The sequence below is a fragment of the Ruegeria sp. CDSB013 genome, assembly GCF_059611165.1.
Genome location: NZ_JBXWPA010000003.1, coordinates 320536 through 344506, shown reverse-complemented (window position 1 = coordinate 344506; position 23971 = coordinate 320536). Strand labels below are relative to the sequence as shown.

22 protein-coding genes are annotated in these 23971 nt (G+C 58.5%); 3 read left to right on the top strand and 19 right to left on the bottom strand.

What is annotated here, in order from left to right; all coding sequences use genetic code 11:
* Nucleotides 1-44: 44 nt before the first annotated feature.
* Together AC2FJF_RS07865 and AC2FJF_RS07860 are read left to right on the top strand one after the other, a co-directional pair.
* A complete protein-coding gene (locus tag AC2FJF_RS07865) occupies nt 45-386 on the top strand; it encodes a DUF427 domain-containing protein (protein ID WP_496724420.1) in 342 nt (113 codons plus the stop codon).
* A gap of 396 nt (nt 387-782) precedes the next feature.
* Complete coding sequence (locus tag AC2FJF_RS07860) at nt 783-2150, top strand: DUF3179 domain-containing protein (protein WP_496724419.1); 1368 nt, start codon at nt 783-785, stop codon at nt 2148-2150.
* Here AC2FJF_RS07860 and AC2FJF_RS07855 read toward each other — a convergent pair.
* The 16 genes from AC2FJF_RS07855 to AC2FJF_RS07780 all read right to left on the bottom strand — a co-directional run bounded on the left by AC2FJF_RS07855 (nt 2147) and on the right by AC2FJF_RS07780 (nt 19440).
* A complete protein-coding gene (locus AC2FJF_RS07855; RefSeq protein ID WP_496724418.1) occupies nt 2147-3832 on the bottom strand; it encodes a chloride channel protein in 1686 nt (561 codons plus the stop codon). The genes AC2FJF_RS07860 and AC2FJF_RS07855 overlap by 4 nt on opposite strands.
* 100 nt (nt 3833-3932) lie before the next feature.
* Nucleotides 3933-5582, bottom strand: a complete 1650-nt coding sequence (recN, locus tag AC2FJF_RS07850) for a DNA repair protein RecN (RefSeq protein WP_496724416.1) — start codon at nt 5580-5582, stop codon at nt 3933-3935.
* Nucleotides 5583-5617: 35 nt separating this feature from the next.
* Entirely contained in the window at nt 5618-6460 is an 843-nt protein-coding gene (locus AC2FJF_RS07845) for an outer membrane protein assembly factor BamD (protein WP_496724414.1), read from the bottom strand.
* A 127-nt stretch (nt 6461-6587) separates the two neighbouring features.
* Nucleotides 6588-7508, bottom strand: coding sequence for a UDP-3-O-acyl-N-acetylglucosamine deacetylase (gene lpxC / locus AC2FJF_RS07840; protein ID WP_496724412.1), 921 nt, complete (start codon nt 7506-7508; stop codon nt 6588-6590).
* Nucleotides 7509-7721: 213 nt separating this feature from the next.
* A complete protein-coding gene (gene ftsZ, locus AC2FJF_RS07835; protein WP_496724410.1) occupies nt 7722-9341 on the bottom strand; it encodes a cell division protein FtsZ in 1620 nt (539 codons plus the stop codon).
* Nucleotides 9342-9690: 349 nt separating this feature from the next.
* On the bottom strand, nt 9691-10104 hold the full coding sequence (locus AC2FJF_RS07830; RefSeq protein ID WP_496724408.1) for a hypothetical protein: 414 nt from the start codon (nt 10102-10104) through the stop codon (nt 9691-9693).
* Nucleotides 10091-11425 (bottom strand): cell division protein FtsA, encoded by a 1335-nt coding sequence (gene ftsA, locus AC2FJF_RS07825; protein WP_496724406.1) that lies wholly within the window; start codon nt 11423-11425, stop codon nt 10091-10093. Before ftsA ends, AC2FJF_RS07830 begins: the two co-directional genes overlap by 14 nt.
* A gap of 8 nt (nt 11426-11433) precedes the next feature.
* Entirely contained in the window at nt 11434-12429 is a 996-nt protein-coding gene (locus AC2FJF_RS07820; protein ID WP_496724404.1) for a cell division protein FtsQ/DivIB, read from the bottom strand.
* Entirely contained in the window at nt 12417-13340 is a 924-nt protein-coding gene (locus AC2FJF_RS07815) for a D-alanine--D-alanine ligase (protein ID WP_496724402.1), read from the bottom strand. Before AC2FJF_RS07815 ends, AC2FJF_RS07820 begins: the two co-directional genes overlap by 13 nt.
* 102 nt (nt 13341-13442) lie before the next feature.
* Nucleotides 13443-14372: a UDP-N-acetylmuramate dehydrogenase gene (gene murB / locus AC2FJF_RS07810; RefSeq protein WP_496724589.1), complete on the bottom strand. Its 930-nt coding sequence runs from the start codon at nt 14370-14372 to the stop codon at nt 13443-13445.
* A gap of 368 nt (nt 14373-14740) precedes the next feature.
* Nucleotides 14741-14989 (bottom strand): DUF2484 family protein, encoded by a 249-nt coding sequence (locus tag AC2FJF_RS07805; RefSeq protein ID WP_496724400.1) that lies wholly within the window; start codon nt 14987-14989, stop codon nt 14741-14743.
* On the bottom strand, nt 14986-15234 hold the full coding sequence (locus AC2FJF_RS07800; protein WP_496724398.1) for a DUF2484 family protein: 249 nt from the start codon (nt 15232-15234) through the stop codon (nt 14986-14988). The genes AC2FJF_RS07805 and AC2FJF_RS07800 overlap by 4 nt, the downstream gene beginning before the upstream one ends.
* A 76-nt stretch (nt 15235-15310) precedes the next feature.
* Nucleotides 15311-16720 carry a UDP-N-acetylmuramate--L-alanine ligase gene (gene murC, locus AC2FJF_RS07795; RefSeq protein WP_496724396.1) on the bottom strand — a complete coding sequence of 470 codons (1410 nt, stop codon included), beginning with the start codon at nt 16718-16720 and terminating at the stop codon, nt 15311-15313.
* Nucleotides 16717-17814 (bottom strand): UDP-N-acetylglucosamine--N-acetylmuramyl-(pentapeptide) pyrophosphoryl-undecaprenol N-acetylglucosamine transferase, encoded by a 1098-nt coding sequence (locus tag AC2FJF_RS07790; protein WP_496724394.1) that lies wholly within the window; start codon nt 17812-17814, stop codon nt 16717-16719. Before AC2FJF_RS07790 ends, murC begins: the two co-directional genes overlap by 4 nt.
* A complete protein-coding gene (ftsW, locus tag AC2FJF_RS07785) occupies nt 17814-18977 on the bottom strand; it encodes a putative lipid II flippase FtsW (protein ID WP_058279575.1) in 1164 nt (387 codons plus the stop codon). The genes AC2FJF_RS07790 and ftsW overlap by 1 nt, the downstream gene beginning before the upstream one ends.
* Nucleotides 18978-19146: 169 nt before the next feature.
* Nucleotides 19147-19440 (bottom strand): antibiotic biosynthesis monooxygenase family protein, encoded by a 294-nt coding sequence (locus tag AC2FJF_RS07780; protein ID WP_496724392.1) that lies wholly within the window; start codon nt 19438-19440, stop codon nt 19147-19149.
* Nucleotides 19441-19658: 218 nt separating this feature from the next.
* Here AC2FJF_RS07780 and AC2FJF_RS07775 point away from each other — a divergent pair, with 218 nt between their 5' ends.
* Nucleotides 19659-20840 (top strand): BaiN/RdsA family NAD(P)/FAD-dependent oxidoreductase, encoded by a 1182-nt coding sequence (locus AC2FJF_RS07775; protein ID WP_496724390.1) that lies wholly within the window; start codon nt 19659-19661, stop codon nt 20838-20840.
* Here the strand turns inward: AC2FJF_RS07775 and AC2FJF_RS07770 are convergent.
* The 3 genes from AC2FJF_RS07770 to mraY form a co-directional block, all read right to left on the bottom strand.
* Complete coding sequence (locus tag AC2FJF_RS07770) at nt 20837-21217, bottom strand: glycine zipper family protein (RefSeq protein WP_058274332.1); 381 nt, start codon at nt 21215-21217, stop codon at nt 20837-20839. The two genes, AC2FJF_RS07775 and AC2FJF_RS07770, sit on opposite strands and share 4 nt — an antisense overlap.
* Nucleotides 21218-21316: 99 nt before the next feature.
* Entirely contained in the window at nt 21317-22717 is a 1401-nt protein-coding gene (gene murD, locus AC2FJF_RS07765) for a UDP-N-acetylmuramoyl-L-alanine--D-glutamate ligase (protein WP_496724387.1), read from the bottom strand.
* 149 nt (nt 22718-22866) lie between these two features.
* Nucleotides 22867-23949, bottom strand: a complete 1083-nt coding sequence (gene mraY, locus AC2FJF_RS07760; protein ID WP_108859445.1) for a phospho-N-acetylmuramoyl-pentapeptide-transferase — start codon at nt 23947-23949, stop codon at nt 22867-22869.
* Between the last annotated feature and the right edge of the window lie 22 nt (nt 23950-23971).

Below are 23971 nucleotides of genomic sequence, written 5' to 3'. Positions count from 1 at the left end.
GGGCAGAGGAGTGATCCGTACTGAAGACGAGGGAAGAAGCAGAGATGACAGACATAACGATCCGCAAAGCAGCTGGAAAATGGAGCGTTCGTTCCGGGGGCGCCGTTCTCGGAGAGAGCATGAATGCGCTGGAGCTGCTGGAAGGTGATCTGGAGCCGGTGATCTATTTCCCTCGTGCCGATATCGGAATGGCATTTCTGGACCGTACAGAAAAGGTTACGCATTGCCCGCACAAAGGCGATGCAACGCATTTCTCAATCGTCAACAAATCATCGGTGACCGAAAACGCAGCGTGGAGCTATGAGAATCCGGTCGCCGCAATGGCCGAGATCAAGGGTTATGTCGCGTTTTACCGCGTCGATTCCGTTAAGGTCGAACAGATCTAAATCCCTCAGATGGCCTTTCTGACCCGCTCAGTCGAGGCTATGTCGTGACACGGACGCCCCTAGGCCTGTGCCATGGATGCCAGTGACCTTAGTTGGGCTGCTGCCGTTCGTACGCGACCAAAAAATCCCTGGCCGGGCCTCCCTAGCATGGCCAGAATTTCGAACCCGTAGCAAAAATTATCGTTTTTGGCACCGTGGCAAAAAATATCTGTGACATTTTTTGGATACGACTAAGCGGAAAATTTCACGAAAACATGCAGGCATATAATCTTCGCTGGTAGCTCAACGGCGCGCTCGCAACTGACAGGGCTTGATCACGATCCAATCACGGGGCTGTTGCATGCATTTGAGGCATCAAGCGTGCACAATGCCATCAAACACCGCCCAGAGGATGCCATGTCACTTACCCGTCGCAGTTTCGCAGGATCATTGGGGGCCACGCTCTTGTTGCCTAGCGCGTTGTCCGCGCAACAAGACCCCGTGCTTGATGCTGTGCGTTCCACCCTGTTTGGAAGCAACGCAGAGTTTGAGCAAGGCATGGCCTTTCTCGTACAACGCGGCAACCCGGATGTGGTGCCTGCTTTGCTGACCGGTATGCGATACGCCAGACGTCGCAGCAGCGACATCGTGAAAGTCATGCAGACCCTGACTGGTGAGAATATCGGTCAAGACTGGTTTGAGTGGATGTTGTGGCAGGAAAAGAACCCGCAAATCGTGCCGCACCCCTCGCTCATCCCGTTCAAGCGCGAGGTTCTTTTGGGAATTGATACGAATTTCGATGTCTTCCTGAGGCCAAAGTATTTGCAGCGCGACAAGATGAAGATCCGGCTTGAAGAGATCGCGTGGGGTGGTGTGAACAAGGACGGTATCCCATCGCTGGACAATCCGGCTCTGACCCCTGCCGCGCGTGCAGATTACCTTAAGGACGATGACCTGGTTTTTGGCGTTTCGATCAACGGGGACGAACGAGCCTACCCGCTGCGGATCATGGGCTGGCATGAAATGTTCAACGAGGTGATTGGCGGAGTTCCGGTGGCCTTGGCCTACTGCACACTGTGCGGATCCGGAATTCTGTTTGAAACGCAAGTGCCGGGTCGCAGCAAACCGCTGATCTTCGGCTCATCGGGGTTTCTGTACAGGTCGAACAAACTGATGTTCGATCGTCAGACGCATTCCCTGTGGAACCAATACACCGGCAAGCCAGTCGTTGGCGCGCTTGTCGGCAGCGGTATCGAATTGAAACAACGCCCGGTGGTCATCACCACATGGCAAAGCTGGAAAACATCTCACCCCAAGACGAAGGTCCTTTCAATGAACACCGGTCACCGGCGGAATTATGGATCGGGTGTCGTGTATCGGGAGTATTTCGCTTCGTCCGAATTGATGTTCCCGGCGCTGGTCGATCAGTCCAGTCACAGACAGAAAGATTATGTTTTCGCCATTCGGCAATTTGGCGCGGCGCGAGCATGGCCGCTGGATGCGTTCGGCAGAAGCCGGGTAATCAATGACGCCATCGCCAACCGGCCGCTGGTGCTTATCGGAAACGACGAAAAGCGCGCGGTGCGGGCTTATGAACGCGCATCCCACAAGTTCGCTGCGTCGGGCAGCGATTTGGTGGATGAAACGGGTCAGAAGTGGACCATGACCGAAGAGGCGCTGGTTGGACCAGGAGGCGCGGAATTGCCCCGGGTCGCAGGCCATATTTCGTACTGGTTTGCTTGGGACAATTACCTGGGCGATACCGCAACAGTGTATAATCGCTAAGAGTGCTCTTCTGCCGCCGTGGCGGCCAAGGCGCGATTATACGCCTTCAGTGCATCGACGTGGTAAAGCGCTCCGACCGGGTTTTCACTACCGTCCTCTTCGACAATCACCACCGGAATACAGGGGATGTCATCCCTGTCGAAATAGGGCATCGCTGCCTCTAGTGTGGCGCTGGCCTGAACACAAAGCCCCTGTTCGATCAATTCGGCCGCCTGTTCTTTCGTGATCGAGCGAGAGTCGCCCAAGGGGCGCATGACTGCCCCGGTCCGCAGCATCGCCAGCAGATAGGCTTGCGGCCCGGCGGCCAGATGCACGTTGCGACGTTCCAGCTGGGTCAAGAAGAAGGACCGATCCACAAGACGCGAGGCCAGCGCTGTCGACATCGACACCGAAACCATCACAGCCAGGCCGATTTGCCAGTCTCCGGTCAGTTCAAAGACGATCATCGTGGTCGAAATCGGCGCGCCCAGAACCGCAGCAGCAACGGCCCCCATTCCGGCAAAGGCATAAAGCGTATGCGTGCCCGACACATCCGGCAGCAGCCCGGTTGCGATCAGGCCAAAGGCCAGCCCGGTCAACGCCCCAATCATCAGCGATGGGGAAAACACCCCGCCGCCCATACGCCCGCCCATGGTGATCGCCACGGCAACCGTCTTGATCACCGCAAACAGGATGGCAAAACTCAGGGTCAGGTCACCTGCCAAAGCGCGGATCGTCGTTTCATACCCGACGCCGATGATATGCGGGAACCAGATCGCCAGCAGCCCCAGCATCGCACCTGAAACAGCTGGGCGCAGCCAGCCAGGCAAGGCAAGCCGGTTCTGGATATGGTTGCCGATATCTTCGGCAAAAAAGATCGACCGCATGAGCAGAAGCGAAACCAGGCCGCAGATCAGGCCAAGTAGCAGAAAGGCAGGCAGTTCCACGTAGAATTGCAGGGAACCGGGTGTATCCAGAACAAACTCGGTCACATCGCCATATTCCAGCCGGTTGATTACTGTCCCGGCAACCGAAGCAATCACGATTGGCGCAAATGCATGCACTGCAAAGTGACGCAGCACGACCTCAAGCGCGAACAGCGCACCTGCGATCGGTGAGTTAAAACTGGCCGAGACGGCGGCGGCGACAGCGCATCCCAACAGGTCGCGCCCGGTGATGCCATCAGCACGGATGCGGTTACTGACCCAGGTTGAGATCACACCAGCCATGTGCACGACCGGCCCCTCTCGGCCCGTGGACCCGCCTGTGCTGAGCGTGACGAGCGAGGCAAAGAAAGACGCGATACCCGCCTTGCTTTCCACGCGACCATCGGTCACCGCGGCCCCTTCGATGACGTCAGCGACGGATCGCACGCGTCCGTCGTCGGTGAACTTATTCAGGATCACGCCCACGATAAGCCCGCCGATGATGGGAATGATCAGAATCAGAAACCAAGGCAGCTTTTCCGCGTGGCTGTGCAAAAGCAAAATGTCATCCGTATCATAGACATAGGCCTGCAGCGACCGGATCGCCTTGCGAAATCCCAATGCCATGAAACCTGCCGCGATCCCGATCGCCAGCGCGATGAACCAGAATTGAATCTGGCTGGGCCCACGCCGCCGCATCACCCGCCAGGCGTCCTTTATCGCGGCCAGAGCCTGATTGAGCTGGTTGCGCAGAACGGTGCGGGTTGATTGGGTCATTTGCCCTCGGGGATCACGTCTTTCCCCTTAGTAAGCCACGGAGCGCCCTTATAAAAGTGGGATCGCGACGGATTGAACACAGGAAAGCGGCAGAATTACCTCAGGCCTGCAAAAGGGCTCGGGCCGCAGCGCGGGCCTCGTCCGTTATTGTGTCACCTGCGACCATACGGGCGATTTCATCCACGCGGTCGGGTTCGGCCAGCGGCACAACGGTCGACAGGGTATGCCCGTCGGTGACGTGTTTTTGAACCCGCCAGTGATGCGCCGCGCGGGCCGCCACCTGCGGAGAGTGGGTCACAACCAGCACCTGACCGCCATGCGCTAACGACGCAAGGCGCCGCCCGACAGCATCAGCGGTCGCGCCGCCGACACCTCGGTCGATTTCGTCGAAAATCATCGTGCGCGCGCTGTCATCACCGGCCAGACAGACCTTGAGCGCCAAAAGAAAACGACTGAGTTCACCGCCTGAGGCGATCTTGTTCAGCGGTCCCGAAGGCGCGCCGGGGTTGGTGGCAACCGTGAACGCCACAGCGTCAATCCCCTCGGGGCCCGGGTCTGCCACCGTGATTTCGGTTTGGAACACAGCGCGTTCCATCTTCAACGGGGCGAGTTCGGTCATCACGGCGGCATCGAGTTGCCCGGCGGCCTTTTGCCGCGCAGCACTCAGTTTGGCCGCTGCGTCGTCATAAGCCGCCTGTGCCGCGTCTACCGCCGCCCTCTGATCGGCCAGATCCGCATCGCCCGCGTCAAGCCGGTTCAGGCGGTCGCGCAAAGTGTCGGCGAAGGTGCCCAGATCATCTGGCACGACGTCATGTTTACGAGCCAGCGCACGAATAGCGAACAAGCGTTCTTCGGCCTGCTCCAACTCAGACGGGTTAAAGTCCAGTTTTTGCAGGCAGGCATCGACACCATCCTGCGCCTCACCCAACTCGATCAAGGCGCGTCCCAATGCGGCGATCGGCTCTTCCAATTGGCCGCCCGCACTATCCGACACCCCTTCGAGCCAGCGCACGGCGTCAGCCATCGCCCCCTCGGCCCCGTCCCCACCCAGCAGAGCGAAGGCACGGGCAACGTCATCGCGGATACGCTCGGCCCCCTGCATCATGCGACGACGGGCGTCGAGCTCGGCGTCCTCGCCCGGCTGCGGGTCCAGCTGATCCAGTTCGGATACCGAATGCCGCAAGAATTCCTCTTCTGCACGCATGGCTGCTAGGGCCGATTCCGTCTGCGCAAGAGCTTTGCGCGCACGTGACATCTCGGACCATGCTGACCGCACCTTTACTAGATAGGATTCTGCTCCGGCGTAATCATCCAGCATTGCCCGGTGACCTCGCGGGTTCAACAGGCCGCGATCATCGTGTTGACCATGCAGTTCGATCAGGGTCTCGGACAATGCCCGCAGCACCTCGCCCGAACAACGACGATCATTGACCCACGCGGTCTTACGCCCCTCGGCCGTATTCACCCGCCGCAGGATCAGCTCTTCTCCGTCGGGCAGGCCCGCTTCGGCCAGAATTGCATGTGCGGCGTGATCTTCGTTCAATTCGAACTCGGCCACGACTTCACCCTGAGCGGCGCCCTGACGGACCAGTTCTGCCCGACCACGCCAGCCCAGAACAAATCCCAGCGAATCCAGAAGAATCGACTTGCCCGCACCGGTTTCACCGGTCAACGCATTCAGGCCCGGCTGAAACGTCAGTTCCAGCCGATCGATGATCAGCATGTCACGGATATCGAGGGCGCGCAGCATCGGGTCTTAGCGTCCCACCCCATTGGCCATGGCGATTACAACCACTCACCTTTGACAGTCTGACGGTAGATCGTGCTGAGCCAGTTGTTGCCACGGCTCTTGAGATCCAATCCGCGTGACGTCAGCAGCGAATAGCCCGCATCGTACCATTCGGACGACTGATAGTTGTACCCCAGAATGGCCCCCGCCGACTGTGCCTCATCCACAAGACCCAGTGCCAGATAGGCTTCAATCAAGCGGTACAGAGCTTCGGCGGTGTGAGATGTGGTCTGGAAGTCTTCAACCACCACACGGAACCGGTTGATGGCTGCAGTATAATGGTCCTGGCGCAGATAATAGCGTCCAATTTCCATCTCTTTGCCAGCCAGGTGGTCAAAGGCCAGATCGAATTTCAGCACCGCAGAGGTCGCGTATTCGCTATCCGGGTAGACCTCGATCACGGTGCGCAGCGATTGCAACGCCTGAAAAGTCAGGCCCTGATCGCGCCCGACCTCGTCAATCTGGTCATAATAGCTGAGCGCCAGAAGATATTGGGCATAAGCCGCATCTTCGTCCGTCGGGTAAAAGTCGATGTACCGTTGTGCGGCGCCTCGGCTTTCTTCGTAGTTTTTGTCCGAGTGGTATGAGAATGCCTGCATGATCAGCGCACGCTTGGCCCAATCGGAATACGGATACAGACGTTCAACTTCTGAAAAATACCACGCCGCATCATCCGAACGATTCTGCGACAGCTCATATTCGCCGCGCGTGAATATCTGTTCAGGAGTGAACCCTTCCAGGTTCTGATTGCGGTCTGCGCCTTTTCCAGCGCATGCCGTCAAAACTGCTGTCAGAAGAATCGCGCTTGCGAACCTGACTGCCGCTTTGGTGCCAACCATTCCGCCTATCCTTGTCGTATTACTTGACGGGGTTAAGCCCCGATTTAGGCCAAGGTCTAGCACATAAAATTCCGGTGCAAAACGCCTTATGCGCCCGTTCGCAGAATTGTCGGAAGAGTTGATCCAATCAAGCGACTTCCGGGATTTCGTCCCGGACCAGGCCCTGCCCCGGAAGGCGGGCTGCCTGTTCAGGCGTGCACAGGATCGGACGGACCGCACCCGGCGTCTCGAACAGCTTGCGCAGCAGAGTATTGGTCATTGAATGGCCGGATTTGTCACCGGTAAAGTGACCAAAGATCGGACCGCCTGCCAAATACAGGTCACCAAGGGCATCCAGCATCTTGTGGCGCACGGCCTCGTCCGCGCGGCGGAAACCACCCGGCGTAAGGACTTCGTCACCCTGAACAACGACGGCATTTTCCAGCGTGCCGCCCAAAGCCAGCCCGTTTTCGCGCATCGCCTCAACATCAGTACGGCGGCAGAACGTCCGGCAGTCACACAGCTCACGTGCGAACGAACCGTTTCGCATATCCAAGGTCTTGGTCTGGTTGCCAATGGCACCGTCTTCGAAGTCGATATGAAAGTCGATGATCAGACCGTTTGCAGGCGCAATCGAAGCGCTAGCACCTTCGCGCACAGCGGTCACCGGCTTAAGAACCTCATAGGCCAGAACCGGGCTGGCTTGGCGACGCACGCCCTTCGCCATGATACCGCGAACGAAATCAATCGAAGACCCATCCATGATCGGAACTTCGGGACCATCAATCTCGATCAGCGCGTTATGTATTCCGCAACCGGCCAACGCGGCCATGATGTGCTCGACCGTGGACACAGACACACCCGCGTCGTTGATCAGGCGGGTGCACAGCGGGGTGCGCTCGACCACATCATAGATCGCAGGGACAAGGGCATTGCCCAGCTCAATATCCGTCCGTTTGAACCAGATGCCGTGACCGGCGGCTGCCGGTTTCAGGACCATCGTCGCAGGCTTACCGCTATGCAGTCCGACGCCTGTAAACGTGACCGGAGATTTGAGCGTATGTTGCAAGGTGAACCTCGAAGAGTGGTGTCCGGCCTCGTTTGGCCGTGTTGGACACTCAGTTAAGGAAGGCGGCGTCAAGGCTCAACTCACTCTTTGCAACCGAATGAAACATGTATGTGACAGATCGGCAAATCCCTGCTTACACTTCCTTAAATATTTGTAAAACAAAAGAAAAGGGCCGCCCTTTGGCGACCCTCTGCATTCACTTTGTTACCGCGATCAGTTGGCCTGACGCCGCAAAAAGGCGGGAATTTCGATCCGGTCCTGTTCGGGGTCGACCTCATCCCTTGCAGGTGCCGTAGCGTCAGATTGGCGCATAACGGGCTGCTGGCGGGGTGGTTGCGCCGGAGTATCTGCTGCGTGGCCGGTCATCCGGTCGATCAGGCGGTTAAAGCCAAACCGGGGACGATCATGCGCTTCTTCCTGCGGCACAGCGGTCGGCTGCGGGGTCGCGGGGCGGACCATCGAAGGGCTCCGCTCGGACGGCGGAACGTTCTGGACCGCGGCCTGCAAGCGCTGCAATGCTTCGGGCGACGGTGTTCCCGCTGCCGGTTGAGGCTGCGGTGCGACATAGTTTTCGGACGCAGGCTCAACCGGTTCGGGGGTCGGCTCGAATTCGGCAACGCGCGGCTGATAGGCCGGCGGTGGCAAACCATCATCATCCTGTTCGACACGAGACTGGAATTGTGGCTGTGCAGGCTCTGTCGGTGCTTCAAACAGCGAGGGTTCGCGGTTCATCTCTTGCTGAGGTGCTTGCTCAGCGACTTCTGCAGCAACCGGGGCCTCTTCCTGCGCCGACTCTTCTGCTGAAACGGTGCGGGTCAGCGGTGCTGACATTGAACGGCGCGCGACAGGGGTATCTTCCTGCTTTTCACTGGCATCGATACCGGTTGCGACAACCGATACACGCATGCCGCCTTCCATAACTGTATCCAGGGTCGAACCGACGATGATGTTGGCCTCGGGATCTACTTCTTCGCGGATGCGGTTGGCGGCTTCGTCCAGTTCGAACAGGGTCAGGTCGTGCGAGCCGGTGATGTTGATCAGAACGCCCTTGGCACCCTTGAGGCTGATTTCGTCCAGCAGCGGGTTGGCGATCGCCTTCTCGGCGGCCTGAACCGCGCGATCTTCGCCGGTGGCCTCGCCGGTTCCCATCATCGCTTTGCCCATCTCGTCCATCACGGCGCGAACGTCAGCAAAGTCGAGGTTGATCAAGCCCGGACGGACCATCAGATCGGTCACGCCTTTAACGCCCTGATACAGAACATCGTCGGCCATCGAGAACGCCTCGGTGAACGTGGTCTTTTCGTTGGCCAGACGGAACAGGTTCTGGTTGGGAATGATGATCAGTGTGTCGACGACCTTTTGCAGCATCTCAACGCCGTCTTCGGCCTGACGCATCCGCTTGGCGCCTTCAAACTGGAAGGGCTTGGTCACAACACCAACGGTCAGAACGCCCAATTCCCGCGCGGCCTGCGCGATGATGGGAGCGGCGCCGGTGCCAGTACCGCCACCCATGCCGGCGGTGATAAAGCACATATGCGCGCCGGCCAGGTGATCAACGATCTGTTCAATGCTTTCTTCGGCTGCTGCCGCACCCACGGTCGGACGGGCCCCTGCCCCCAGACCTTCGGTGACTTTCACGCCCAGTTGAACCCGTGCCGAGGACTGGCTTTGTTGCAGTGCCTGCGCATCGGTGTTGGCGACCACAAAATCGACGCCATCCAGCTGTTTCTCAATCATGTTGTTGACAGCGTTGCCGCCTGCACCACCAACGCCAAATACTGTGATCCGAGGCTTCAGTTCGTCGTGCCCGGGCATCGAAAGATTCAATGTCATGCTCTGTCCGCCTGTTTTTTTGTTCCCGCCAAAGCGGTGTTTTTCTTACCTATCCACTAACAATCCTACCGTTTGAAACAGCAAACGTCACGCCAAAAATCGCGTAATTCCACAAAATATGGAGGAAATAAGGCGCTGACCGGCAGTATTTCGCAAATACCGCCAGATGTTGCGTAAAGATCTCAATGTAGCACAAAACAGGCGATTTGCACGCGGCACTCAACCGACGCATCACCAAAGGGACTCATAAACTGTCAAACTGCGGAAAACTGCTCAGGTCCTGCCGCGGGCCTCTGTCGGGCCTTATGGATATCTTGCGGGATAAACGAGTCAGCTGCAACCCATTTCTTTAGCTGATCGGGGTACTTGGACAATTCAAACCGTCCTCGGTGATGCTGCGCACCTCCTGGATTTCGCTGTCCGCAAAAGTGGCCAGTCTAACCACCAACTTGCCCTTATATTCGAAAGGCCACCAACACACCGGGATACCATCCTGGTCATCATCGTAGAGAAAGCAGATTTGACCATCAGGCGTGGTGATCTGACCATAAACGCAACCGCGCCCCACCATGCGCCAGACCGACAGCACGGGGCTGAGGAACTCTTCAGTTCCTACAAGCTCGCCCGTTGAAAAGTCGTGAAACGTGACTGTCTTGCCCTTTACTGCATCCAAAAACGCCTCAGGTGTGATCCGGGTTTGCGCCTGAGTGGTCAGCGGTGCCAGGGCCAGCAGCGCTGCGACCCCCAGCTTACCAATTGTCACGGAACCAACGCACGGCCCGCTTGAACGGGCGCGCGGCATAGGTGTCGACCGGGATTTCAAAGTCCCACCATTCGTCCTGCGGGTGCGCTGCAAACAGGCTGAGCCCCACTGCGGAGGAGAACCCCGGCCCGGTCGCCGATTGCGGTAGACCATGCACACGCAGCGGCCGGCCAAGGCGAACACGCTGCCCGAGGATGCGGGTGGCCAAACCATCCAGCCCCATGATTTGGCTGCCGCCGCCGGTCAGGACGATCTGCTGGCTCGGCATATGCTCGAACCCGGCGGCATCCAGACGAACACGCACCTCTTCCAGGATCTCTTCAACACGCGGACGCATTATCCCGATCAGTTCAGCTCGGCTAACAGTTCGGCGATCATGCTCCCAGTCGCCGGTATCGCCGCCGATATCAATCAGGTCGCGATCATCCGCTCCAGTGGCATGGACGCCGCCATTGAAGGTTTTTATCCGCTCGGCGACCGATGCGGGAATGCCCAACCCCATCGAAATGTCCGAGGTCACATGATCCCCACCCATGCGAACGCAGTCGGCGTAAATCATGTGCTTTTTCATAAAGATCGACACGCTGGTCGTACCGCCACCCATGTCGATACAGGCCGCGCCCAGTTCCTGCTCATCCTCGACCAAGGCGGAAACACCAGACACATAGGCCGAGTTTGCAATTCCGGCCAATTCCAGATCACAGCGTTTGATACAGCGCACAATGTTCTGGATCGCGGTCGCGTCGACCGTCAACATGTGCATGTCGACGGCTAGGCTCTGCCCCATTTGGCCGCGCGGGTCGATCAGTCCCGAGCGGTTGTCCAAAGCGAAGTTTACCGGTTGGGCATGCAGTACTTCGCGCCCGGCTCCGTAATCCGGCACATCACAGGCGTTCAGAACACGGCCAACCTCGGCCTCGGTCACGACCTGACCCTCAAGATCGACCTGTGCATCCAACCCGTAAGAGCGTGGATTCGCACCCGAGAAGCTGGCAATCACATGATCGACCCGGATATCGGCCATCTTTTGCGCCGCCTGCAGGGCGGTTCGGATGGCCCGTTCGGTTTCCTGCATGGCGGCGACTTCGCCAAATTGAACGCCCCGCGACCGTGTGGTCGCAGCACCGATCACCCGGAACCCGGTCTGCCCGGCCATCGACCCGATGGTGTTATCCTCGCTCAGGCGGCCGGTCCCGTCAAAGCGCAAAACAAGACAGGCAATCTTGGAACTGCCAACATCGAGAATGGCGACAACACCGCGTTGCATGGCTTGTCTGCGCATCTGCCGCATGGCGCGCTGGGACTGATAAAGATCGGTCATCATGGTCGTTACTGCTCGCTACCCACTGTCACTTTTGTATTCCACCAGTCTTCGCTGGCAGCTTTGGTCATTCTTATTGTCGGACGTTGCCCAAGGCGCATGTCGACCACCGCGACGTCGCGTTCCAAAAGGTCCTGCACCTCATTCACGGCCAGAACGCGTTCCAACGCGCGCACGGGACGTTCGGTCGGCAACATGATGCGCTGCCCGCGGTCCATAACCAAGTCCCAGCGACGCTCGCCAATCCGGACCAGCCCGCGCACACGGCCGCCGAGACTGCGGGCGGTTGTCAGTAATTCAAGGGCCTCACCTACGTGACCGTCTGCACCTTTGCCCGCGATCAGAGGTAAATTAGAGTGATCCTTGCGCGACGCGATGCGTTCCACATGCGCGCCGGTCTCGTCCAGCAATTCGATCCCATGGCGCGTACGCCAGACGATGACGGGCTGACGCTCGACCACATCCACCTGCAGAATACCGCCGGGGCGTACCCGCACGGTGGCGGACTTGACTGGATTCAATCCTGTGATCGTGTCGCGAATTTGCTCAACGTCCAGGTCCCATGAACTGACGGGGAAATCCAGCGGTACAACCTCACGGATATCCTCGGACAGGTTGGTCCCTGCCCCGTCAATCGCCATAAGGTTGACCATGAACTCTGGCCGTTGCTGGATCGAGGTCTTGATGTCGATGACATAGGCCATCACCGCATCGCGACGCTCCTGTGAGCCGAAATAGATGCCAACTGCGGCGCAAACGGCAAACACCGGCAGGCCAATCTTTAGGCTGCGCCGAACGCCCCGCGTCAGCATCCAGCGCTGCAGGCGGTAGCTGAGACGAGACGGGGCTGGGTCGAGGCGATCGCCCTTGCGGCCAAACATTCCGCGCAACCGCAATTTGGGTTCGGCTCCGGTATGTGCGCCGGATTCGAATTCGGCATCGGGACCGGTCAGTTGTTTGGGCCGGTGAACCACAGGCGCTCGGGTGGCTCTTAGCGGTCGCATGATGCGTCCTCCACCATCCAGGCGCAAAGCTGCCCGAAACTCATCCCCAGATGTGCGGCCTGTTCAGGCACCAGTGACGTCGGCGTCATGCCGGGCTGAGTGTTGGTCTCGAGCAGGAAAAGCCCATCGGCACCCATACTGTCATCCCAGCGGAAATCCGTACGGCTTACGCCTTTGCATCCCAGCGCGGAATGAGCGCGCAATGCGTAGTCCATGCACAGGTCAAAAATCTCGGTCGGTACGTCAGCGGGCAAAACATGCCACGATCCGCCGGGCTTATACTTGGCGTCATAATCATACCAACCGCCATCGGTCATGATCTCGGTAACCGTTACGGCCTTGTCGCTCATCACCGTTACAGTCAACTCGCGTCCGGCGATGTATTTCTCGACCATCACCTGATCGGGCATTTCATGCGACAGTTGCGGAGGGCCATTAGACCCTTCATGCACGATGTAGATTCCAACGCTGGAGCCTTCGTTGTTGGGCTTGGCCACGTAAGGAGGCTCCATCACATGAACCTTAACTACCTCAATCTTTGGTACGATCACGCTGGCAACAACGGGTAGGCCTTCGGCCTCAAACACTTCTTTGCTGCGCTGCTTGTCCATCGCCAGCGCCGAGGCCAGAACACCAGAGTGCGTGTACGGAATGCGCATCCATTCCAGCAGACCCTGAACGCAGCCATCCTCGCCCCAGCGGCCATGCAGGGCGTTAAACACAACGTCTGGTTTGATTTCCAAAAGGCGCGCATAGAGGTCAGGACCTGCGTCCAGCTCAACTACCTCAAAGCCTTCTCCCACAAGGGCGGCCGCGCATTCGCGCCCAGAGCTGAGAGACACCTCGCGTTCCTTCGAGGGTCCACCCATCAATACCGCCACTTTGGGGTTTGTCCTGCTCGACATACCCAACGTGCGCCTCAATGTCCCCGGACCTTATGTGGTGGTCCGTACTGCGTTTATCTCCTTGATCCGTCGCCTTAATTTGCCTGTTATGGTCTGACGGTCAGGGCTTTATTCTGTCAACGGATCACCGACCCGCATGATTTCCCACTCTAGCGTGATGCCGCTTGTTTCGTAAACCTTTTTTCGCACCTCTTCGCCCAGACCTTCGAGGTCCGCGGCAGAGGCATCACCGGTATTGATCAGGAAATTCGAGTGCTTTTCGCTCATCTGTGCGCCGCCGCGCGTCGCGCCGCGCATGCCCGCATCGTCAATGACCTTCCATGCCTTGAGGTCGTGCACATCATCCGCCCGCCCGGTCGAAGAAAACCCTGCCGGGTTGCGGAAGGTTGACCCGGCGCTGCGGTCTTTGGTCGGCTGTGTTTCGTCGCGTTTTTGCAACTGCGCGGACATCCGGGCGTGCAGCTCTTCCGGATCGCCGGATGGACCTTCGAAAGTGCTCGAGATCAGCACCGCGCCTTCGGGCAGATCGGACTGGCGGTAACGGAAATTCAGGTCTTCCGGAGTCAGTTCCACAAGCTCACCCTGCCGGGTAACAATGGTCGCCTTGCGCAGCACGTTCGCCGTGTAGCTGCCATAGCACCCTGCGTTCATCCGCACCGCGCCGCCAATCGAGCCGGGAATAGTGCGCAAAAAGGTCAGGTCCACGCCCGCATCCGCTGCCTTGCGCGCCACATGCGCATCCAACGCGGCAGCTCCGGCGGTGACGATGTTTCCCTCAACCGAGATAGCATTGAACCCGCGCCCCAATCGGATCACAACTGCGCGCAAGCCGCCATCGCGAACGATCAGGTTTGACCCGACGCCCATGGGAAAGACCGAGACGTCGCCGGACAGATCACGGAGAAAATCCTGCAAATCCTCGGTGTCAGCAGGTTGAAACAAATAGTCAGCCGGGCCGCCAACACGCAGCCAAGTCAAGTCATTAAGAGCCCGTTTTTTCGAGAGTTTGCCGCGTGGCTTGGGAAGCAATTGATCCATGGTGCTCTGGTAATCTGCTTGAACGGTTTTGTCACCCAATTGCTTAGAATTGTTCTTCCACCGCGCCAGAACGCGGTGCAGTCCCCCGGTGACAAACCCAACGCATAAGGCGGCAATCAACGGAATGGAGACCGCAAGCACGTAGATCACAATCCAAGCGTCTATCGTTGCGGTTTGTTTATCGATAGATACTGGCTCGAAATGTATACGGGTAACAAAGCCGTAAAGTCCCGACGCAATCAAAAACAAAATCAAAATGAGTGGGCCGCGAAGTTTGCCTGCTTTCGTACGTAGATGCGAATACATCGCGACCATAACAGAAACTAAGGTAAGCCCGCAGAGAAACGCGAATATTCTGGGGTCCAATTCTATTCTCCGACCATACGCCGCACCCACCGCCCCAGATAGATCACAGGCCAACGCAGTACCGACATACCCGCCGCCAGAACGATCAGCCCGATCCACGGGCCGTTCTGCAAAGTGACGTAACCCAGTATTGGAATCCCCACAGCGATCAGGACATAAGCACGGGTCCAATGGTTGTCCTTGCTGGGGATCATCGCCAGCACATTTGCGGCGATCCCCCACAGAGCGGCAAGGGCGATCGACCAGTTCACTCCTCGACCTCCTGCCCGGTCCAGCGGCGCCAGTAATAGCGAATGGGATTGCGGAACATGGATGCAAAGGCAGCAAAGGCCAGCAACGAGAAAAACCAGCCAAAGTCATGACCCAGCCAGACGATCAGCGCAGGAGCGGAAACGAACAGCACAATGCCCGGCGGAAATTGCAGGCGCATTGGCAGCATGGCGACGATCGTTGAGGCCAAAACCCACAAGCCAGCAAAAAGCACCGAATATACCAACTGCCCCTCCGAGGACGATCATTGCTGCAACTGCAAAACCACATTTTTAAGTTGCAGTGCTAGAGAGTCCATTCCATCAAACGGCTTGTTTTTGTCGCAGCCTTTCAGGCAACCCATTGGCCCAGGCGCTAATTGTACCGGCGCCAAGGCAAACAACCATGTCACCGGGACGGGCCTGTTCACGAACAAGGCGCTCCAGATCGTTTTCGTTCAGCAATGCACGCGCGTGGCGGTGACCGTGACGGATCAGGCCTTGCACCAGATCATCTCGGCTGGCTCCTTCGATCGGGTCCTCTCCGGCAGAGAAAACATCAGCGATGGCGACAACGTCCGCGTCATTGAAGCAAGTGCAGAAATCGTCAAACAGATTGGACAGGCGCGAGTACCGGTGCGGTTGGTGCACGGCGATCACGCGCCCATCGGTGGCCTGGCGCGCAGCTTTAAGAACGGCTGCAATCTCTACCGGATGGTGGCCGTAATCGTCGATAATGGTGACGCCATCGACCTCGCCGACCTTAGTGAAGCGGCGGTTGACGCCGCCAAAATTAGCCAGCGCATCACGGATTTCCGAGGCCTTCATACCCAGATGGCGGGCGACGGCCACTGCAGACAGCGCGTTTGAGACATTGTGGTCGCCGGGCATCGGCAATGTGCAGCCCTCGATCATCTTATCTTCGTACTGAAGGTGGATGTCGAAATGCGCCACGCCGCCCCTGTAGGTCAGGTTCAACGCACGAACATCAGCCTGCGCATTGAACCCATAGGTCCGGACCCGGCGGTCGGTGATACGTCCAACCAACGTCTGCACCTCTGCATGGTCCGTGCAGCACACAGCCAGACCGTAGAATGGCAGGTTCGAGACGAACTCGTAGAACCCGTCGCGCAGTTGGTCGAAGTCACCCCAATGCTCCATATGCTCGGGGTCGATATTCGTAACAATGGCAATGGTCGCGGGCAGTCGGTTGAACGAACCGTCGGATTCGTCGGCCTCGACCACCATCCATTCACCCTGCCCCATCCGTGCGTTCGAACCGTAGGCATGGATGATGCCGCCATTGATGACGGTCGGATCGAAATCGCCGGCCACCATCAGCTCGGCCATCATGGTGGTCGTGGTGGTCTTGCCGTGGGTTCCGGCAATGGCGATGTTGGATTTCAGGCGCATCAGCTCGGCCAGCATGTCGGCGCGACGAACAACCGGCAGGCCTTGCGCCCGGGCGCCGTCCAGCTCGGGGTTGCCAGGCTTGATCGCGGTCGACACCACAACAACGGCCGCGTTTTCAAGGTTTTCGGCACGCTGGCCGACAAATATCTCAGCCCCAAGGCTCGCCAGACGATCAGTGATCTTGGACGCCTTCAGGTCGGACCCCTGCACGCGGTAACCGAGGTTCAGCAAAACCTCGGCAATGCCCGACATCCCAATTCCGCCGATCCCCACAAAGTGAATCGACCCTACGTCTTGCGGCAGTTTGGTTGCAGGATTCATGTGGTCTCCTTCTGCGCCAGTTGTTCGACAAGGGCCGTCAGACGTTCAGTTGCGTCGGGGGCACCGGTCGAGAGGGCGGCATGGGCCATCTTTTGGGCGGCTTCGGGGTTGGTAAGAACGGCGGTGATTTGCTCTGTCAGCGCGGGAACGTCAAGCGCGTTTTCCGGGATCATAATCGCGCCGCCTGCCTGAACCAATCCTCGCGCGTTCGCAGTTTGATGGTCGCCTGCGGCTGCGGCGAACGGGATCAGGATCGATGGACGTCCGATGACCGAGATATCCGCCACGCTGGATGCGCCGGACCGGCTGATGACAAGTTGTGCATCCGACATGCGACGCGGAACGTCGTCAAAGAAAGGTTTGACCTCGGCCCGGATACCATGTTCGGCATAGAACGCCGTAACACGTTCCCCATCCTCGTCGCGGGCCTGATGTGCAACACGGATATGGCTGCGCAAGTCGTCAGGCAAGGCAGCAATCGCGCCAGGGACAATATCGCTGAGAATGCGCGCACCCTGACTGCCGCCCATAACCAGAATAGACATAGGATAGTCGCCCGGTGGGATGTAACCTGCGGCCTCGCGCTCAAGCACGGCGGCGCGGACCGGGTTTCCGGTGTGGATTCCATTGGCCCCTTCGGGCAGATCGGTCGGCCAGACACCACAGGCGACGTTGGCAACACGCGTGGCAAACAATTGGTTCACGCGCCCCAGAACCCCATTCTGTTCGTGGATCATGCGCGGAACTTTCAGCATCGTCGCGGCCCCCAAAGCCGGGATCGACGGGTATCCGCCAAAGCCCACGACAACGTCCGGTTTGTCCCGCATCATCTGGAACGCCATGCTGCTGACGCCGCCCGCAATCCTGGGGCCGACCAATGCCTTAGCGGCCAGTCCGCCGCGCGCGAAGGTGGCAGAGGCAACCTCGACAATCTCGACCGTTTGCGGAAAGGCGCCTGTGTAGCGCGCGCCACGCTCATCCGTGGACAGGCGCACGCGCCAGCCTTTATTCAGCATCGCTTCGGCCAACGCCTGCGCCGGGAACATATGGCCCCCGGTGCCGCCAGCCGCAATCAACAGGTAAGGTTTCCCCATTATCCTCTTCCGCGTAGAATATCGCCAAGTTCGCCCTGTGGGCGGCTTCTGGTGAAGGCCAGCAGCATTCCTACAGCGATGCCGCCCGCAATCAGCGACGACCCACCATAGCTGACAAAGGGCAGCGTCATGCCCTTGGCAGGCAGCAGACGCACGGCCACACCCATGTTGATCATGGCCTGAACGCCAAACATGCAGGCCAGACCGGTCCCGGCCAGACGGATGAACATATCGCGCTCGCGCATCAGCCGCAGAAGCGAGCGTACAACGATCAGTGAATAAAGCGCGATGATGATCAGCACCAGGATCAGCCCGTATTCTTCGGCCGCAACGGCGATGATGAAATCCGTATGGGCATCGGGCAAGGACCACTTCACCTGTCCCTCACCCACGCCGACACCGAACAGACCGCCTTCGCGGATGGCGTTGGTGGCATAGCCAAGCTGAGTGGTTGGGTCGACCTCCTGGTTCAGGAAGCCATCAATACGGCGGGCAAAGTGTTCCGAATTCGAATAGGCGAACATACCCCCCAGGACAACGACGCCCGCCATGCCAACCAGCAGCAGCATCGGCGCACCGGCCACAAAGTACATCACACCCCATCCAAACAGGATCAGGCAGGCCTGACCGAAGTCAGGTTGCAAAACCAGCATCGCCACAATTGCAATGCACAACGCAAATGACCACAACCGACCCGGAGGGCCGTTGATCTGTTGCGACGCTGCCAGCAGCCACGCGGCCACGACGACAAATCCGGGTTTCAGAAATTCCGACGGCTGCAAAGACGCAAAACCAAGTGAATACCAGCGCACCGCCCCTTTGCCGAAGTCTGTTCCAAAGACCGGTAGGAAAGCCAGCGCCACAAACGAGGCAAGGAATCCCAGCACCGCCAAACGGCGCACCAGCGTCGGCGACATCATCGACGTCAGCAGCATCGCAATCAGCGCCAGTCCGCCGAACAGCGCCTGCCGTTCGACATAGTGGAACGGATCAAATCCGTTGCGCCCTGCCAGTGGTGGTGATGAGGCCAGCCCCAGCAACAATCCGATGACAAACAGGATCAGAACGCAGGACATCGTCCAGCGATCAATCGTCCGCCACCATTTCGGAAGAATCGGTTCTCCGCGCTGGTCCTGGACCGCGCCATACACCATCTCAGTCATGAGATACCGCCACTATCTGCCTCGTTAACGTCCCGTTTTTCAGGATCTGAATGAGAGTCTACAGGCATTTTTGCGTTTGGGCTAGCGGAATGACACGACAACAGGGGAAATTGACACCTCCAAGCCGGAGATCCGACCCGGGCTTTCCTTTCCAGGATGTACGGATCACCTAGGTGACAAGATCGTAGTGCTTTATCGTTCTGGACTCGACCAACTCGGCCTCTGCCGGATCGATATGTGGACTTTGGTAATCGTCACCAACAAAAGCTACTAATGCGTCCAGGCTGCTCCAAATCATGACAAAACTGAACTCACGCGGTGTATCCGAACGCGGAGCACCCGGCAGGACCTGAACGACGCCTTCGGTGCTTTGCATCAATGGGATCGCAGTCTCGTGGAAGAACTTTGAAAATTCCGCCTCCTTGCCCGGACGAACTGTGACTTGGAAAATGCGCATGATCATTGAACCGCCCTCCTGTGCTGTACATCAAGATGAGTTTTCGTTTCGCGAGCATTCTAACACATGATATCGCGACCAATTTCGTAAGGGCACCAGCTGTCAATTTTTTCCCCTTTCCCAGAACCGTTAGAAGGACAAGGGTTCACCACCAGTCAGGCCTAGACGGCGCGTGTTTTCGTCTTCCTCTTGCCTTCCCTATTAATTCAAGCCATCCCGCGCGCATGACCTACGACACGATCATCCTTGGCGCCGGCGCAGCCGGCATGATGTGCGCCGCCCATTGCGGCGGGCGCGTTCTGGTGATCGACCACGCGAAGGCTCCGGGTGAGAAAATCCGCATCTCGGGCGGTGGGCGCTGCAACTTCACCAATATGTACGCAGGACCGGGAAACTTCCTGTCGCAGAATCCGCATTTCTGCAAATCCGCGTTGGCGCGGTACACGCAGTGGGATTTCGTTGATCTGGTCGGCCGACATGACATCGCATGGCATGAAAAAACACTGGGGCAGTTGTTCTGCGATGGATCATCAAAACAAATCATCCAGATGCTGCTGGACGAAATGGGGCGTGCTGGTGCCGAGCTGTGGGTTCGAACCGAAGTGAAAGATCTGCGCAAGACCGACAGCGGTTTTATTCTGGACGTAGAACGAGAAGGCCAGCGGCACGGTCTGAGCTGCACCAATCTGGTCCTCGCCACTGGCGGCAAGTCGATCCCCAAGATGGGCGCGACTGGGATGGCCTATGACATCGCGCGGCAATTCGGGCTGGGGATAACAGAAACGCGGGCGGCACTCGTTCCGTTCACGTTCTCGGACGGTCGGTTCAAAGACCTGTCTGGCGTATCCTTGCCTGCGCGGCTGTCGAATGACCGGGCCAGCTTTGACGAGGCCCTGTTGTTCACCCATCGCGGGCTTAGCGGACCATCGGTTCTGCAATTGTCTTCCTATTGGCGCGAAGGCGAGGCGATCCGCGTAAACCTGATCCCGGATCTGCCGCTGTTTGATTTGCTACGGGATCAGCGGCAAAGCGGTGGACGCAAGGCGCTGACCACGGAACTGGCGCGCCACCTGCCCGGGCGTCTAGTCGAGTACCTGAGCCATCATATCCCCATGCCAGGCAATCTGGCCGATCAGTCGGACACCGCGCTGTCCGAACTGATCGCAGCACTGTCCGACTGGCAGCTTACCCCCTCGGGCACCGAAGGGTATCGTACAGCCGAGGTGACGCTGGGCGGGATCGACACTGATAGCCTGTCGTCAAAAACGATGGAGGCCAGGGATGTCCCCGGCCTCTATGCGATTGGCGAAGCGGTGGATGTCACCGGATGGCTGGGCGGTTACAACTTCCAATGGGCGTGGTCCTCGGGCCACGCCGCAGGAATTGCAATCGCCGGGCAGAGTTAGCCGACGACGTTATAGCCACGTCCGCGCATGCAGTTGCGCACGATTACTTCTTTGTTCTGGTTTTTGTTGATCACGTCAGCGCCGGCGCCAACAAGCGCACCGGCAACTGCCGCACGGCCCAGATTGTCGCTGCTGTCCTGAACAATCCCGGTTACAGCCGCCGCACCTGCCGCGCCTATCGCTGCGTTTCCTGCGGTAGAGCCATCAACACTGGCTTGTGATGCCGCCAGTTGTTGGCACTGCTGAAGGTCTACGTTGTAGTTCGGGCCGATCGGGCCGTCGACGATTGGTTGATAATTGGCACCTGTGTTGGTGCAGGCACCGGCAACGAGAATGGCAGGCAGGATCAGAGAAAACTTACGAAATGGCATAGTCATAACCTCGTGTTGAATTTGCAGGCAAGCAAAACCAATAATGATGGCGCGTCAAGCTGATAGCATCGCAGCTTGGCCCAACCGGCGGTCTATTGCAAATGGCTATTCCGGAAGCCGTTGCCTGACTTCCGCTACAAAGTCCTCTCCGCGCTGCTCGAAATTGTCGTATTGGTCGAAACTGGCCGCGGCTGGCGCAAGCAGGACTGTCTCGCCGGGTTGGGCATCCTTCATGGCTTGCTCAACAGCCTCGGACATGGTGGTGCAAACCAGCGCATCGGCCTTAAGTTGCATGGCGAAATTCGCGGCCTCGCGACCAATGACATATGCTTTGACCACCTGGTCAGCGGCTGCGTTCAGAGCGGCGACACCGCCTTCCTTCTCAAGCCCCCCACAGACCCAGCGGACCTTCCTGAAGGCGCTCAACGCCTTGAGAGCGCTGTCCACATTGGTGGCTTTTGAGTCATTCACATAAGTAATACTGCCTACCTCGGCGATGATCTGACTGCGATGCGGCAGGCCCGGATAGCTGTGCAGCGCGTCTTCGATCACGCGCGGTGCCAGCCCAAGCGCGCGACAGGCGGCATAAGCCGAACAGGCGTTTTGGTGGTTATGTGCGCCGGGAAGGCCCGTGATTCCGCGCAGGTCAATCGAGCCCGCTTGCCGTCCCTTGCGGTATTCCGACAAGAACCCTCTACGGGCAAACACCTGCCACCCGGGTCCCGTCAGTTTGCGCGCAACCGACACGCGGATGACGCGATCATCCGCACGGCCTTCGGCCAGTTGACCGGCTAGAAACGCGCCCTCTTTCTCGTCAATGCCAATCACGGCGCGATCCGGGCCGCCTTCGGCAAACAACCGACGCTTGGCGGCAAAATAGCCCCCCATCCCACCGTGGCGGTCAAGATGGTCGGGCGACAGGTTGGTGAAAACGGCCACGTCCGGGGTCAGGGCGCGGGCCAGTTCTGTTTGATAGCTGGACAGTTCCAGCACAACGACCGAACCGTCGCCGCCCGGATCAATATCCAGCACCCCACGTCCAATATTACCCGCCAGCTGCGCCTCGCGCCCGGCTTCGGTCAGGATATGGTGGATCAAAGCCGCGGTGGTCGATTTTCCGTTCGACCCGGTCACTGCGATCACACGCGGCGGAGTGTCATAGTTGTTCCATTCAGGTCCTGCAAAGGATCGGAAAAACAAACCGATGTCGTTGTCGACCGGGACACCGGCCTCAAGCGCCGCAGCAACAACCGGGTTCGGTTCTGGGTAAAGATGAGGAATACCGGGAGAGACAATAAGCGCCGCGATGTCTTCAAAAGCGCCATGACGGCGCAGATCGACGCAGACGAACCCCTCGGCCTCGGCCTTTTCCTGGGCGGCAGGATTGTCATCCCAACACACAGGCTCAGCTTTGCCTGCCTGCAGGGCACGCGCCGTGGCCAGCCCCGACCGGCCTAGCCCCAGAACCGCAACTTTCTGCCCTGAAAACCCTTTGACCGGGATCATACTGCCCACCTTTTTTGACGTAAATTTAGCCGCCACACTGCACCGAAGAAATCACTGATGGCAAGGGTGGCAAAAGGCTCGCGCGTCAGCGCGAGCCGGGCCCAACAGGTGGCAGGCGGACCGCAGGTCCGCTGAACCTGGCGGGAGCTTTACCGGATCTTCAGCGTTGCCAGACCGATCATCGCCAGGATCAGCGAGATGATCCAGAACCGGATCACGATCGTCGGCTCAGCCCATCCCTTTTTCTCATAGTGATGATGGATCGGCGCCATCAGGAACACGCGCCGCCCGGTGCGTTTGAAGTACAGCACCTGGATGATCACGCTCAACGCTTCGACCACGAACAAACCGCCGACGACTGCCAGCACCAGCTCATGTTTGGTGGCCACCGCAATGGCACCCAAAGCACCGCCTAACGCAAGCGACCCGGTGTCGCCCATGAACACCGCAGCCGGAGGTGCGTTGTACCAAAGGAACCCAAGGCCTGCGCCAAACAAAGCCGAGGTAAAAATGAAAATCTCACCGGTTCCCGGCACGTAATGAACGTCCAGATATTCGGTAAAGTCGACCCGTCCCACGGCGTAGGCAATCACGCCTAGCGTCGAGGCCGCGATCATCGCCGGCATGATGGCCAGACCATCCAGACCATCGGTCAGGTTCACCGCATTGGCCGCGCCAACGATCACGATGATCGAGAAGGGAATGTAGAATATGCCTAGATTGATCAGTGTATCCTTGAAAATCGGCAAAGCCAGCTGGTTTTGCAGCGCCTCGGGATGATGCAGCGTAGCCCAGGCCGAGGCCAAAACTGCGATTATCACCCCTAGCGCCATACGCATTTTGCCCGAAACGCCCTTAGTGTTCTGCTTCGATACCTTTGCATAGTCATCTGCAAACCCGATCGCCGCATAGGCCAGCGTTACAAATAAGACCATCCAGACGTAAGGGTTGTCCCACCGAGCCCAGACCAGGGTCGATGTCACCAGCGCGCCTACGATCAAAAGCCCGCCCATTGTCGGTGTGCCCGCCTTCGAAAAATGCCCCTCTGGGCCGTCATCCCGAATAGGTTGGCCTTTGCCCTGTTTTTTGCGCAGCACATTGATCAGCGGCTTCCCGAAAAGAAAACCAAAGATCAACGCAGTCAAAAAGGCGCCGCCAGCGCGGAACGTGATGTATCGGAAGAGGTTAAAAAAATCCCCTCCGTCCGACAGGGCGGTCAACCAATAGAGCATTACAAAACCTTTCTCACACTGA